The organism is Rhizobium sp. BK251 (assembly GCF_004345245.1).
GTDB lineage: Bacteria > Pseudomonadota > Alphaproteobacteria > Rhizobiales > Rhizobiaceae > Rhizobium.
In genome coordinates, this window is the sequence record NZ_SLUQ01000001.1 from 430,264 (window position 1) to 443,258 (window position 12,995).

General features: G+C 61.8%; 10 protein-coding genes. 6 read left to right on the forward strand and 4 right to left on the reverse strand.

The window, feature by feature from the left end; genetic code table 11:
- Positions 1–11: 11 nt before the first annotated feature.
- Complete coding sequence (locus EV286_RS02025) at positions 12–509, reverse strand: DUF523 domain-containing protein (protein ID WP_132955326.1); 498 nt, start codon at positions 507–509, stop codon at positions 12–14.
- A 128-nt stretch (positions 510–637) separates the two neighbouring features.
- Here EV286_RS02025 and EV286_RS02030 point away from each other — a divergent pair, with 128 nt between their 5' ends.
- On the forward strand, positions 638–1,078 hold the full coding sequence (locus tag EV286_RS02030; RefSeq protein WP_132955327.1) for a YqaA family protein: 441 nt from the start codon (positions 638–640) through the stop codon (positions 1,076–1,078).
- Positions 1,079–1,103: 25 nt separating this feature from the next.
- Here the strand turns inward: EV286_RS02030 and EV286_RS02035 are convergent, their stop codons facing one another.
- Positions 1,104–1,592 carry a hypothetical protein gene (locus EV286_RS02035; protein WP_132955328.1) on the reverse strand — a complete coding sequence of 163 codons (489 nt, stop codon included), beginning with the start codon at positions 1,590–1,592 and terminating at the stop codon, positions 1,104–1,106.
- A gap of 152 nt (positions 1,593–1,744) precedes the next feature.
- Positions 1,745–3,973 carry a glycine--tRNA ligase subunit beta gene (gene glyS / locus EV286_RS02040; protein WP_132955329.1) on the reverse strand — a complete coding sequence of 743 codons (2,229 nt, stop codon included), beginning with the start codon at positions 3,971–3,973 and terminating at the stop codon, positions 1,745–1,747.
- A 192-nt stretch (positions 3,974–4,165) separates the two neighbouring features.
- Between glyS and EV286_RS02045 the strand changes: the two genes are divergently transcribed.
- The 4 genes from EV286_RS02045 to ubiA all read left to right on the forward strand — a co-directional run bounded on the left by EV286_RS02045 (position 4,166) and on the right by ubiA (position 9,884).
- On the forward strand, positions 4,166–6,475 hold the full coding sequence (locus EV286_RS02045) for a Tex family protein (protein WP_132955330.1): 2,310 nt from the start codon (positions 4,166–4,168) through the stop codon (positions 6,473–6,475).
- 144 nt (positions 6,476–6,619) lie between these two features.
- The gene (locus tag EV286_RS02050) at positions 6,620–7,879 is read left to right on the forward strand and encodes a cyclopropane-fatty-acyl-phospholipid synthase family protein (protein WP_132955331.1); all 1,260 of its coding nucleotides are present in this window, start codon (positions 6,620–6,622) and stop codon (positions 7,877–7,879) included.
- A gap of 230 nt (positions 7,880–8,109) precedes the next feature.
- Complete coding sequence (locus tag EV286_RS02055) at positions 8,110–8,862, forward strand: MipA/OmpV family protein (protein ID WP_245500585.1); 753 nt, start codon at positions 8,110–8,112, stop codon at positions 8,860–8,862.
- Between the two features lie 59 nt (positions 8,863–8,921).
- Entirely contained in the window at positions 8,922–9,884 is a 963-nt protein-coding gene (gene ubiA / locus EV286_RS02060) for a 4-hydroxybenzoate octaprenyltransferase (RefSeq protein ID WP_132955333.1), read from the forward strand.
- Positions 9,885–9,948: 64 nt separating this feature from the next.
- Here the strand turns inward: ubiA and EV286_RS02065 are convergent, their stop codons facing one another.
- The gene (locus tag EV286_RS02065; RefSeq protein ID WP_132955334.1) at positions 9,949–10,515 is read right to left on the reverse strand and encodes a DUF6101 family protein; all 567 of its coding nucleotides are present in this window, start codon (positions 10,513–10,515) and stop codon (positions 9,949–9,951) included.
- A 313-nt stretch (positions 10,516–10,828) separates the two neighbouring features.
- Here EV286_RS02065 and EV286_RS02070 point away from each other — a divergent pair, with 313 nt between their 5' ends.
- The gene (locus EV286_RS02070) at positions 10,829–12,994 is read left to right on the forward strand and encodes a DUF1217 domain-containing protein (RefSeq protein ID WP_132955335.1); all 2,166 of its coding nucleotides are present in this window, start codon (positions 10,829–10,831) and stop codon (positions 12,992–12,994) included.
- The last annotated feature ends 1 nt before the right edge of the window (position 12,995 follow it).

A 12,995-nucleotide genomic window follows, 5' to 3' on the forward strand; every position in this document is an offset into this window, starting at 1 on the left:
CTACGGCGTTCTCAGCCACCATCTGCAGCGGCAAGGCGCTCGATCAGCCTCTCGATGTCGCCGTGCGAGAACACCTCGACGCCGGCGCGTCTCAGGGCTGCGGCCGTGACGCCGCTTCCCGTCTTGCGGTTTCCAGAAAACGAACCGTCATAGACGAATCCAGAGCCGCAGGAGGGACTGCCGTCGATCAGCAGCGCATAGCGGCAGCCGGTGTCGCGCGCCAGGGCCACAGCGTTTTCGGCAGCCTGCAGGAATTCGTGGGTGACGTGACCACCCGTGATTTCAAACACGCCGGCGTGGCCCGAAAGAACGTCCTCGCCGGTGTTGCCGGGCTCGATCTCTGCCGGCGGGCGTGGCACCGGCATGCCGGCCGACATCTCCGGACAGATCGTGACCAGCCGGCCCTCCTGCCGCCATTGCTCGATTGCCGGGTGGGCGAGCGGCTTGGCCCGCCCGTCATAGCGGACGGCATGGCCCATGAGGCAGGCGCTGACGAGGATCTTGTTCATGACTTGGGAATACCTCGTCGGGCATGGTAATTCCAGCCCACGGGGCTTTCGCCGCCGCACCATTCACGCACCAGAAGGACTGTCGCCATCGCTGAAGACCGCCAATCTGGCCCGGCAGAGAAACGGCCGTGAACGACCTCGCAATTTATGCCGGCCTGTTCATGATGTCGTTCGCCGCCGCAACCATATTCCCCATGCAATCCGAGGCAGGGCTCGTCGGCCTCATCCTGAGCGCTGAATATTCGCCCCTTCTGCTGGTCGCCGTGGCGAGCGCTGGAAACGTTCTCGGCTCCGTGCTGAACTGGCTGCTCGGAGTGGGCATCGAGCGCTTCCGCGAAAGACGATGGTTTCCGGTGAGCGAGCCGGCGCTGGAACGCGCGCAGCGCTGGTATCGCCGCTATGGCAAGTGGTCGCTGCTCGCAAGCTGGGTGCCGATCGTGGGCGATCCCATCACCGTCGTGGCAGGCGTGCTCCGCGAGCCCCTGCCGACGTTCCTGCTGCTCGTGACCATCGCCAAGACCGCGCGCTACGCGGTCCTTGCGATCATCACAACCGGTGTCCTGGGCTAACGGCCCTCACGGCGCCTCGCCGTCGTCACACATCCGGGCCTTCGGCAAGAACTTCGTCGACAAGCTTCCGCATGGCCCCGGAATATCCGAACTGAGACCCTGGCCAAATTTCCTGCAAGGCGGGATGGTGATAGTGAAGCTGCCACTTCAACACTATCCTCCACTCACCTTCAGCCTCCACGTCGAGGAGAATTTGTTCCGCGGTATTCAGCAATATCGAGAGAAACCAGAGGTATTTTTCAGACCTTTTGGTAAGATCGCATTCTATTCCAGAAAAATCCTCAGCGCCTATCTCTCTGAGTGCCATTTTGGCAGAGGAGTACTGAGGAAAATCAAAGCAAAGCCGCAGATAGTCGCGATAGGCTCCTAGTGCTCCGGACTCCCTGGATATTTTCCGGTTCTCGCTGATTTGCCGCCACGCAAACCATAAGGCGCCCCCCGCGATCAATGCTGTCGCAACCGTGGCAAGGTTCCCGGCAACATCTGCACAGTCTCTCAATTCAGACCAACACATCGCGCACCCAATGATTGTGTTGTGTAGTAAACAGCAACCTAAGGGAATTGGCAAGGACAGTCTGATCGTCCATTCAAGTTGACGACAATTCGCGACGCGAAAACTCGCGTTGGCGCAAGCCAATCACACTTGAACTGGCGTCTAGACGCCCCTTACCCCGCGATCTTGGAGAAATCCGCAACCGTGCCCGTCGCGTCTCGGATCAGTCGCAGGAGCGCGAGGCGGTTGGCGCGGATGGCTGTGTCCTCGTCGTTGACGAGAACCTCCTCGAAGAAGCGGTCGACTGGGGCACGCAGTGCCGAGAGCGCCTGCATGGCCGAGCGGAAATCCTCGTTGGCGATTGCGGCGGACGCTTCCGCGGACGCCTTGGTGATGGCGGCGAAGAGCTCTCTTTCGGCATCGAGCCGGAAGAGGTTTTCGGAAACGCCGTCTGCGATCACGGTGCCCTTCTTCTCCTCGGCCGCAAGGATCTGCGTGGCGCGCTTGGTGCCGGCGAGCAGGTTCTTGCCGTCTTCCGAGGTGATGAAGGCGGTCAGCGCCTCGACGCGGCGGGCGACCAAAAGCAGGTCGTCAGCCTCGGGCGTCAGCACCGCATCGATGAGGTCGTAGCGGGCACCCTGATCGCGAAGGTAGACCTTCAGGCGGTCGTGGAAGAAGGAGAGGAGATCGAGCTGACGCGACTGGCCATCGTCCACTGCGCCCTGGGATGTGAGGTAGTCCCCGCCTTGCTCGGCTTTCCTGCCGTTGGCTTTCTCCGATATGTCCGCATCGATCCGGCCCATATGGCTCGCGATACGCGGCAACAGTGTCAGGCGAACGCCGCGTTCCAGAATGATGCGGATGACGCCGAGCGCGGCGCGACGCAATGCGAACGGATCCTTCGAGCCGGTCGGCTTTTCATCGACGGCCCAGAAGCCGATCAGCGTGTCCAGCTTGTCGGCAAGCGCAACTGTGATCGCGATCTTTTCCCCCGGCAGCTGGTCGGATGGGCCCTGTGGCTTGTAGTGGTCCTCGATAGCGGTCGAGACGGCTGCATCCTCGCCTTGCAGAGCGGCGTATTTGCGGCCCATGACGCCCTGCAGTTCCGGGAACTCACCAACTGCCTCGGTGCGCAGGTCGGCCTTCGCAAGCACGACGGCCCGGTCGACCAGTTTGTAGTCGGCGCCGAGAGGAAAGGCGATCTTCGCAGCCATTGCCCGGATGCGCTGCACGCGCTCGCCCTGTGTACCCAGCTTGGCATGGAACGTTACGTTCAGCGCGTCGAGCTTCGCCATGCGCTGGTCGAGCGGCTTGGCGAGATCGAGGCCGAATTTCTCGGCGGATGCCACGAGTGTCTCGAGGTCCGGCAGGTTGCCTTGGTCGCGCTTCCAGAAGTGCAGCGCGTCGGAGAGGCGGGCGCGGACGACCTTGCCGTTGCCGTGGACGATTTCCTTGCCGCCGTCCTTCGCCTCGATATTCGCGACGAGGATAAACTTGTTGGAGAGGCCCTCTCCACCCTGCGGGCGGGTGACGAAACACTTCTGGTTCGTCTTGATCGTCAGGCGAATGATTTCCGAGGGGATTGAGAGATAGTCCTCCTCGAAGGAGCCCATCAGCACCTGCGGCCATTCGACGAGGCCGGAGACCTCCTCCAGCAGGCCCTCGTCCTCGACGAGTTCGAGGCCGTTTGCGAAGGCGATGTCGCGGGCGTCATGGAGGATGATGTCCTTGCGCCGCTCGGCATCGAGCATGACCTTGGCCTTCTCCAGGCTCGCGGCATAATCATCGAAGCGCTTGACCGTGATCGCGCCTGGCGCATGGAAGCGGTGGCCATAGGTGATGTTGGAAGCCGTGATGCCGTCGATCTCGAAGGGGATGACGGCGGTTTCCTCGTGCTCGGTGCCGAAGGTGCAGACGATCGATTGCAGCGGCCGCACCCAGGTGAGCGAGCCGGGCTTCGCCGAGGCCTTGCCCCAGCGCATGGGCTTCGGCCAGGGAAAATCGCGGATGATGCCGGGCATCACCTCGGCGACGATCTCTTCCGCCGAGCGGCCGGGTTTCGAAATGACGGCGACGTAGAAATCGCCCTTCTTCGGGTCGCTGACCACCTGCGCTTCGGAAACAGAGGAAAGCCCTGCGCCGCGCAGAAAGCCTTCGATCGCCTTTTCCGGGGCATCGGTGCGGGGGCCCTTGCGCTCTTCGCGGACATCGGCCGAACGGGCCGTCAGGCCATGGATGTCAAGCGTGAGGCGTCGCGGCGTCCAGTATTCGCGCGCTCCCTCATAGGAAAGACCGGCCTCGACCAGCGCATCGGTGACGAGTTTCTTCAGGTCGCCCGCAGCCTTGCGCTGCATGCGTGCTGGAATCTCTTCGGAGCGAAGTTCGAGAAGCAGGTTCGGCATGTTACTCTTCCTTGCGTCCTGAAGGCAGGACGGTCCAAAACGGTCGCCTCTGCTACCAAAGAATGCCGCTTCTGCACAACCGCAAAAAGGCGACATATCGCGCGCATCTTGCTGTGGAAAGCCGGGCCGGGCATTGCCTTGCCGCTTTTCGCCGTTATGGTCCCGCAACTTTCGTGAAACGCAGGAATTCTCATGGCCGCTGACCTCCGCTCGCTTGCCGCTGTCATCTCCTCCGAAATCAACGCCCGGCCCGATCAGGCAAAGGCGGCGATCGAGCTTCTGGACGAGGGTGCGACGGTGCCCTTCATCGCGCGCTATCGCAAGGAAGTGACCGGCGGGCTGGATGATACGCAGCTGCGCAATCTGGCGGAACGTCTCGTCTACCTGCGTGAGCTGGAAGCCCGCCGCGACACGATCGTCGAATCGATCACCGGCCAGGGCAAGATGACCGACGAGCTTATGGGCAAGATCACTGGTGCAGCCACCAAGGCCGAGCTGGAAGATCTCTATCTGCCCTACAAGCCGAAGCGTCGCACCCGCGCCGAGATCGCCCGTGAGCGTGGCCTGGGTCCGCTGGGCGAAGCGATCCTCGCGGAGCGAGCGAAGGAGCCGGCAGTGCTTGCGGAAGGTTTCCTCACGGCGGATGTGCCGGACGTGAAGGCGGCGCTCGAAGGCGCGCGCGATATCATCGCCGAGGGCATTTCCGAAAATGCCGACCTGCTCGGCAAGCTGCGCGGCCATATGCGCAATGCCGCCCTCCTGAAGGCGAAGGTCGTGGACGGCAAGCAGGTGACCGGCGAGAAATTCTCCGACTATTTCGACCATTCCGAACGCTGGGCGACGGCGCCGAGCCACCGTGCACTCGCCATGCTGCGCGGCTGGAACGAGGAGGTGCTGACGCTCTCGATCGAGGCCGATGCCGAGATCGCCTCGCCAAACAAGCCGGCCGAGCGGATGATCGCGAGCGCATACGAGATCGGCGCGAGCCGCCCCGGCGACCGCTGGCTGATGGAGGTCGCAAGCTGGACCTGGCGAGTGAAACTCTCCATGTCGCTCTCGCTCGACCTGATGCGCGAGATGCGCGAGCGGGCCGAGGAGGAGGCGATCCACGTCTTTGCACGCAACCTCAAGGATCTGCTGCTTGCGGCGCCGGCGGGGTCCCGCGCCACCATGGGTCTCGATCCGGGCATCCGCACCGGTGTCAAGGTCGCCGTAGTCGACGGCACCGGCAAGCTGGTTGCCACCTCCACCGTCTATCCCTTCCAGCCGCGAAACGACGTGCGCGGGGCCCAGGTCGAGCTTGCCTCGCTGATCCGCAAGCACAATGTCGAGCTGCTCTCGATCGGCAACGGTACCGGCAGTCGCGAGACGGAAAAGCTGGTGGCCGACATGCTGGCCGAGCTGCCGGGTGCCAAGCCGACCAAGGTGATCGTCTCGGAAGCCGGCGCCTCGGTCTATTCCGCCTCGGAGACCGCGGCACTGGAGTTCCCAAGCCTCGACGTGTCGCTGCGCGGCGCCGTTTCGATCGCGCGCCGCCTGCAGGACCCGCTGGCCGAGCTTGTGAAGATCGAGCCGAAGTCGATTGGCGTCGGCCAGTACCAGCACGACGTCGACCAGGGCAAGCTCTCACGCTCGCTCGATGCGGTGGTGGAAGACGCGGTGAATGCCGTCGGCGTCGACCTCAATACTGCTTCCGCGCCGCTGCTTGCCCGCGTCTCAGGCCTCGGCCGCTCGATTGCCGATGCCATCGTGCTGCACCGCGACCAGAACGGTCCCTTCGAAAGCCGAAAGGAACTGCTGAAGGTTTCCCGCCTCGGCCAGCGTACATTCGAACAGGCAGCGGGCTTCCTGCGCATCCCTGATGGCAAGGAGCCGCTTGATGCCTCGTCCGTCCACCCGGAAGCCTATGGAGTGGCCAAGAAGATCGTCGCCGCCTGCGGCCGCGACCTGCGCACGCTGATGGGCGACAGCGCCATGTTGAAGGGGCTCGATCCGCGGAAGTTCATCGACGAGAAGTTTGGGCTGCCGACGGTAAAGGACATCATCGCGGAGCTTGAAAAACCCGGCCGGGACCCGCGCCCGAGCTTCAAGACCGCGACCTTCGCGGAAGGGATCAACGAGATCTCGGACCTCAAGCCTGGCATGATGCTGGAGGGTACCGTCACTAATGTCGCAGCCTTCGGCGCTTTCGTGGACATAGGCGTCCACCAGGACGGTTTGGTGCATGTCTCGCAGCTTGCCGACCGCTTCGTGAAGGACCCGCATGAGGTCGTCAAGGCCGGCGACGTGGTGAAGGTGAGGGTGGTCGAGGTCGATGCGAGGCGCAAGCGAATCGCGCTTTCGATGCGCCGGGACGACGGCTCTGCCGGCGTGCCGACTGCACGTGAGTCGCGGCCGTCGGGGAGCGATCGCTCATCGGCAAAACCTCAGCAGGGGCGGCCGAAGGAGGAAACGCGGGGCAGTTTCGGGGCCGCGCTCGCCGATGCCATGAAACGAAAATAAGGGCTTAGCGGCCGTCATTGCAAGAATGTCACACTTTGGCACCGTTCGTGCCGGAGTGCCATTCCGCGTGCTTGTCTGTCCGCAAAAAGAGGCGTTTAGTGCTCGCATTGTTTTGTCGTCCCCCAAAAAACATGCGAGGCGTCAATGGCGTCGGCCCTCTTAACGATCGTCAAGAAAATTATCCGCAAAGGTTCATTGAAAATCACTCGCGCCTCAGGTGAGACGCACATACTCGGTGACGGCTCTGGCGATCTGGTCGCCGTCCGTCTTGCGGACCAGGAGGCCGAAGAGGCGATTGGTCGCGACCCGACGCTCAAGCTCGGCGAGATGTTCATGGAAGGCCGGTTCATCCTCGAGCAGGGCAACATCTATGACTTCCTCGCCCTGGTGAAGCAGAACACCACCAACGAGATCTTCGACTTCCGCATGGCGGCGCTGCTCATCGGCCGCATCGCGTGGCAGCAGCTGAAGAGCCGCTTCCCGGTCAACCGCAACAAGCACAATGTTGCGCATCACTACGATCTCTCGGCCAAGCTCTTCGATCTCTTCCTGGATCAGGACTGGCAATATTCCTGTGCCTATTTCGAGCCTGCGGGCATCACCCTGGATGAAGCGCAACTTGCGAAGAAGCGCCACATCGCTGCGAAGCTCCTGCTGGAGCCCGGTCAACGCATCCTCGAAATCGGCTCCGGATGGGGTGGCATGGGCATGTACCTGGCCGAAGCGACCGAGCGGTCGGATTTCACCGGGATCACGCTTTCCGAGGAACAACTCAAGGTCTCGCGCGACCGTGCGGCCAAGCGTGGCCTTGCCGATCGCGTCCGCTTCGAGCTCCAGGACTACCGGACGCTGACGGGCCGGAAGTTCGACCGCATCGTCTCGGTCGGCATGTTCGAGCATGTCGGCATCGGCAACTACCGCAACTTCTTCCGCAAGGTCAGTGACCTGCTCGAAGACAACGGCGTAATGGTGCTGCATTCGATCGGCCGGCCGAAGCCGAGCTTCGCCACCAACGCCTTCATCGAGAAATACATCTTCCCCGGCGGCTACATCCCCTCGGTCGGCGAGGTCACGCCAGCACTCGAAAAGGCCGGGCTGCTCGTCAAGGACGTCGAAATCCTTCCGATGCACTACGCGTATACGCTGCGCCACTGGCGCGAGCGCTTTGTCGCCCGCAAGGAGGAGGCGGTTGCGCTCTATGACGAGCGGTTCTTTCGCATGTGGGAATTCTATCTGGCCGGATCGGAGATAGGCTTCCGCTGGGATGAACTCTTCATCTTCCAGATCCAGCTCTCGAAGAACCAGTTCGCCGTTCCGGACAATCGCAGCTACATCGCTGCGGGCGAGGCCAGGCTGAAGGAATTCGAGGCGACGCGCGCGCCTCTGGAGAAGGTAACCTTTTGATTTGATAGGGCAGGCGGGATGACGCGGCGCCGAAGCCGGCGCCGCGTTCTGTTTCCCGCGACCGCCAATCGATTCAGCAGCCGTAGTTAACAGTGCGGTAACGACATCCGGATAATTGCGCACTTAGTGCCGTCGGTCCGCGGCCTTTGTATTGCGTGTTCTGGAGTGCGGATATGTTTTGTCGATTGCTGGCGCCCCTGTTTGCGGGCGTTTTTCTTTTGTCTTCGGGAATGGCAAGAGCCCAGGATGGCTCGCCGTGGTGGTCCGGCGACTGGTATTTCAGCCTCGGTGCCGAGGCTTTCGTCGGGCCGAAGTTCAAGGGCGCCTCCCGCGGCGACCTGCAGTTCGCCCCTCTCGTTTCGGTCGGCAAGCAGGGAAGTTCCCCGCGTTTCTCCTCGCGCAACGACAGTCCGTCCGTTGCCCTGTTCGATAACGGTACCGTCCGCGCCGGTATTGCCGGGCGGTTCGTCCCGGAACAGGATGGAAATACCGCCTCGGAGCTCAAGGGCCTGAAGGCAGTGAAATGGGGTGCCGAAATCGGCGGCTTCGTGGAGGCCTACCCGACCGATTGGCTGCGCGGCCGTGCCGAATTGCGCCAGGGTGTCCGCTCCCATTATGGGCTCGTCGCCGATCTCGCGGTCGACGCGTTTACCGATATAGCCCCGAACCTGCAGCTCTCGGGCGGTCCCCGCGCGACCTTCGCCAGCAGGGACTATTTCGACACCTATTACGGCGTTACCACGGAGGAGGCCGCAGCTTCGGGCCTCTCCGCCTACAGTCCGGGCGGCGGTATCGAATCGGTCGGTGTCGGCGGGGCGCTTACCTGGCAAGCGATGGAAAATCTCACCGCGAGTTCCTTCATCGAGTACAAGCGTCTGGCCGGATCGGCGGCCGACAGCAGTCTCGTCACGGAGCGCGGTTCCCCGAATCAGCTCACGGTCGGCGTCTCGGCGAACTACCGGTTCAATTTCTCGACGCGATGATGCCCCTGGGCGTGCGGCGGGTTATTGACCGACGCACGCCGCCGCCGCTACATGGCGTCATGTACAAAAGGGCGGAACATAATCACGGGCGCGTGGCCGACGCGCCCTCGGACAACTGGGTGTACCGGATATTAAGCCCGGCACTCTGGCCCTACGCGCAGCTTGCGCGCTGGGACAGGCCGATCGGCTGGCAGCTGCTCATGTGGCCCTGCTTCTGGTCGGCGGGGCTTGCGGCAAACGTGGCCGCGCATGCGGGTGTCTTCTCCGGCCGCCAGTTCATCCTGCATCTTTTCCTGTTTTTCGTCGGTTCCGTTGCCATGCGCGGCGCCGGCTGCACCTACAACGATCTCGTCGACCACGAGATCGACATGGAGGTGGAGCGTACGCGCTCGCGGCCGCTGCCTTCCGGCAGGGTGAGCCGACGCCAGGCCAAGATATTCATGGTGCTGCAGGCGTTGGTCGGGTTGGTCGTGCTCCTGATGTTCAACTGGTTCACGGTCATCCTCGGCGTCCTGTCATTGGCAATCGTGGCGCTCTATCCCTTCGCCAAGCGTTTCACGGATTGGCCGCAGTTCTTCCTGGGACTTGCTTTCTCCTGGGGTGCGCTGATGGGCTGGGCCGCCGTCTTCGGAAGCCTTTCGGTCGCGGCATTGCTTCTCTATGCATCGGCGATTGTGTGGACGATCGGATACGACACGATCTATGCCCACCAGGACAAGGAGGACGACGAGCTCATCGGCGTTCGCTCCACCGCTCGTCTCTTCGGAGAGAGAACGCGGCTCTGGCTCGTCGGCCTCTATGGCCTGACGCTCTTGCTGATGTTTGGCTCGTTCACGGTCGCCGGTGCCGGCGTTCTTGCTTTTGCGGGCCTCGCAATCGCTGCGGTGATGTTTGCCTACCAGATCGCCCGGCTGGACATCAACGATCCCGCGCAGTGCCTCGCGCTCTTCAAGTCGAACGGCAAGGTCGGCGGTATCATCTTCGCGGGCCTCTTCCTGTCGCTGATATTCCTGGTGCCGTAACCCGCAAGGAAAATCCGGCCCCTTGTGGGACCGGATCCTTGTCTTGAGCGAGGGTCCTGCGGGCCTATTTGCGGGCGATGATCTCGCGTCCGGCGATTTTCATGGCGACGCCGAGCTGGCCGGTTGTACGCCGCACCAGAAAACGCGGGCGGCGGTTTGCGAAGAAGGAGTGCCGGCGCCGCGGCTTCAGCTGCTGCGTCCGGATGTCGCCGAGATGCTCCTCGAGCGGCCGGGCAATGCCGTCGGCCTCGACCATCAGCATGGGAATGCGGAAGGCTTCGGACCAGCTGCGCCAGTCGGCGGCGATATCACAAAGGTCATGCGCGACGAGAAGCGGAATGCAGAGTTCCGGATCGTCGTGATGAAGTTCGAGCGTCACGGTGACTTCGCCGTCGCCGTGATCGATGGCGCGGGCCGCCACGCCTTTGAAGGCGCGCTTCGGCAAGGCGATGGAAAGCGGCAGGCCGCTCGACGGAAGCACCTTGCGCATTACGGCGCCCCGTTCGTCGATGGTGATTGTGACGTCGGAAGACGACCCCTTGGCTGCATAGCTGACCTGCTGCGGAAAGCGCTTTGGGTCCAGCCGAAGTGTCGTTCCTGCCCATGCGGGCTTCATGACGGTGTTGGTCATCGAGTTTCTACCCTTGTCTTACCTGAGAGCCGTCGCCGGTCTTCTCCTTGGGACTTTCCGTCCTCTATGGCCCGACAATAGGCACCCGCTCTTCCGGACAGCTTAAAAATCGCGGTTAAGAAAACTTTGCGTCCATGGATGGTTAGCAAAGGCCAACGCCGCAGGGTTTCCGAAGGGTGAAGAAAGCGGCGTCGAGTGGTCCTAAACGATACACGCATAAGGCGAAGGCCGGTAAGCCTCGAGTAAGCTTTCCGTGCGAAGCTTAGGCAACAGATTCTGTCCGCCAACAGCCGTGCTCAAGAGGGCGCCCTTCATGATCTCGACCTATCTCGGCTTCACATTGATCAACCGGGACATCAAGAGCAGTCTCGACAAGGTTGCCTCCCAAACGCAGGTCAAGCGGGAGAGCGACTACTACAATGCCCACATCGGCAAGGTAGAGACCGTCGATGATCTGATGGACGACTACCGCCTCTATAGCTATGCGGTGAAGGCTTACGGCCTCGATGACATGGGCTATGCCAAGGCCTTCATGAAGAAGGTTCTCGAGAGCGACCTCAGCGATCCGAACAGCTTTGCCAATCGCCTGAACGACCAGAGGTACAAGGACTTCGCAGCCGCCTTCAACTTCGGCTCCACGTCGAAGGATGTCCAGAGCGATGCGCAGGAAGACGAACTGATAGGCCTCTACAAGCAGTCCTTCACCAACGAGGAAGGCTCGGCCAAGACCGAGAGCGCCTATTTCCGGAAGGCCATCGCCAAGGTCACGAATGTCAACGAGCTGTTGAACGACGACCGGCTGCGCAACTACGCGCTGGACTCCCTCGGCATCGATGCGACCTACGTTTCCAAGAGCTTCCTGAAGCAGGTGCTGACAAGCGATGTCAACGACCCGGCGAGCTTCGTCAACACGAACGGCAATGCGAAGTACAAGGCGCTCGCCGCACAGTTCAGCTTCAACGCCGACGGCACGGTTGCCAACGGCGCTGCCCAGACGGCCGCCCAGACCGACAAGATGGTCGAAACCTACAACATCACCGTTCCCTCCTTCACGACGAAGGTCGGGGCGCAATACAACAAGGCCTACTACGAGGCCAATATCCTCTCGGTCCGCTCGATCGATGACCTCGTGAAGGATCCCCGGCTGTTCAGCTATGTTAAGGCCGCCTACAGCATCGATCCGGCGCTCAGCGCTGCGGGCTTCAAGGCCGTCATGGCAAGCGACATTTCTGACCCCAAGAGCTACGCCAACCAGCTCGGTTATGCCGCCGTGGTTCCCATGTTCAACTTTGCGGCCGATGGCACCGTTCCGGCCGGACAGGACGTGCAGACGGCCGAGCAGGTCGCCAAGGTCTCCGCCAACTACACTGCCCGCTACGACGACAGCACGACCGATCTGATCGACGATGCGGTGAAGAATTTCAAGAAGCGGATGGACAGCGGCATCGTCAAGATCAAGGACCTGTTCGTGAGCAACAGGGACGACAAGGACGCCTTCAACAACAAGATGCCTGAACTCACCTCGATGGCGCTGCGGGCCTACGGGATCGACGAGAGCGAGGTGTCGAAGACCGAGCTGCGCAAGATCCTCACGAGCGACCCCTACGATCCGAAAAGCTACGTCAATTCGCTGAAGGATGACCGCTTCGTCAAGCTCGCCAAGGCCTTCAATTTCGACAGCAAGGGCAATGTCTCCGTGGCGCTGCAGGCGCTCTCCGCCAATCAGATGTCCGCGCTTGCACTAGACTACAGCGACCGCAAGACCATGTCCCTCGAAGGCCCGGCCAAGGATGATGCCGTGAAGGCCGCGAAAAAGGATATCGCGAAATTCGAGGACTCGATCGGCACGGTCAAGTCGGTCTCCGACCTGCTTGGAAACAAGGACCTCGTCTCCTTCATGCTGGCAGCGAAGGGGCTCGACCCGAAAAAATACACGGCCGATGTGCTGAAGCAGGCTTTCGCCGCCGATCCGGATGATCCGAAGAGCATCCTGAACAAGCCGGAGAACGCAAAGCTCAGGGACCTCGTCACCTCGTTCAATTTCGACGAGAAGGGTCAGCTTTCGAGGGACGGCGTCGGCGTTGCCCAGAATGCCAGCGAACTGCGAAAGACCGGCGAGCTCTATCTGCGGCAGACGCTGGAACTCGAGCAGGGCGAGAGCAATGAAGGGATCCGCCTTGCCCTCTATTTCGAGCGCAACGCCGATCGCATGACCTCGATTTACGACCTGATGGGCGACAGGGCCATGTTCCAGGTCATCACCACGACATTCAACCTGCCGAGTTCGATTTCGGGCATGGATGTCGATCAGCAGGCGAAGATGCTGAAGAAGATCGTCAACATCGAAGACCTGCACGATCCCAAGAAGCTGGACAAGATGCTGAAGCGCTTTGCCGCAATGTACGACGTGGCGAACAATACGGACACCACGTCCTCCGCTTCGACCGCGCTCAGCATCCTCATGGGCGGAGCGCGGTAGG

Bases quoted from the DNA above. Each gene is read 5' to 3' on its own strand.
- EV286_RS02055 (WP_245500585.1), top strand. From the start codon at position 8,110: ATGGCAAGAGCCCAGGATGGCTCGCCGTGGTGGTCCGGCGACTGGTAT.
- EV286_RS02050 (WP_132955331.1), top strand. From the start codon at position 6,620: ATGGCGTCGGCCCTCTTAACGATCGTCAAGAAAATTATCCGCAAAGGT.
- EV286_RS02035 (WP_132955328.1), bottom strand. From the start codon at position 1,592: ATGTGTTGGTCTGAATTGAGAGACTGTGCAGATGTTGCCGGGAACCTT.
- glyS (WP_132955329.1), bottom strand. From the start codon at position 3,973: ATGCCGAACCTGCTTCTCGAACTTCGCTCCGAAGAGATTCCAGCACGC.
- EV286_RS02025 (WP_132955326.1), bottom strand. From the start codon at position 509: ATGAACAAGATCCTCGTCAGCGCCTGCCTCATGGGCCATGCCGTCCGC.
- ubiA (WP_132955333.1), top strand. From the start codon at position 8,922: ATGTACAAAAGGGCGGAACATAATCACGGGCGCGTGGCCGACGCGCCC.
- EV286_RS02045 (WP_132955330.1), top strand. From the start codon at position 4,166: ATGGCCGCTGACCTCCGCTCGCTTGCCGCTGTCATCTCCTCCGAAATC.
- EV286_RS02065 (WP_132955334.1), bottom strand. From the start codon at position 10,515: ATGACCAACACCGTCATGAAGCCCGCATGGGCAGGAACGACACTTCGG.
- EV286_RS02070 (WP_132955335.1), top strand. From the start codon at position 10,829: ATGATCTCGACCTATCTCGGCTTCACATTGATCAACCGGGACATCAAG.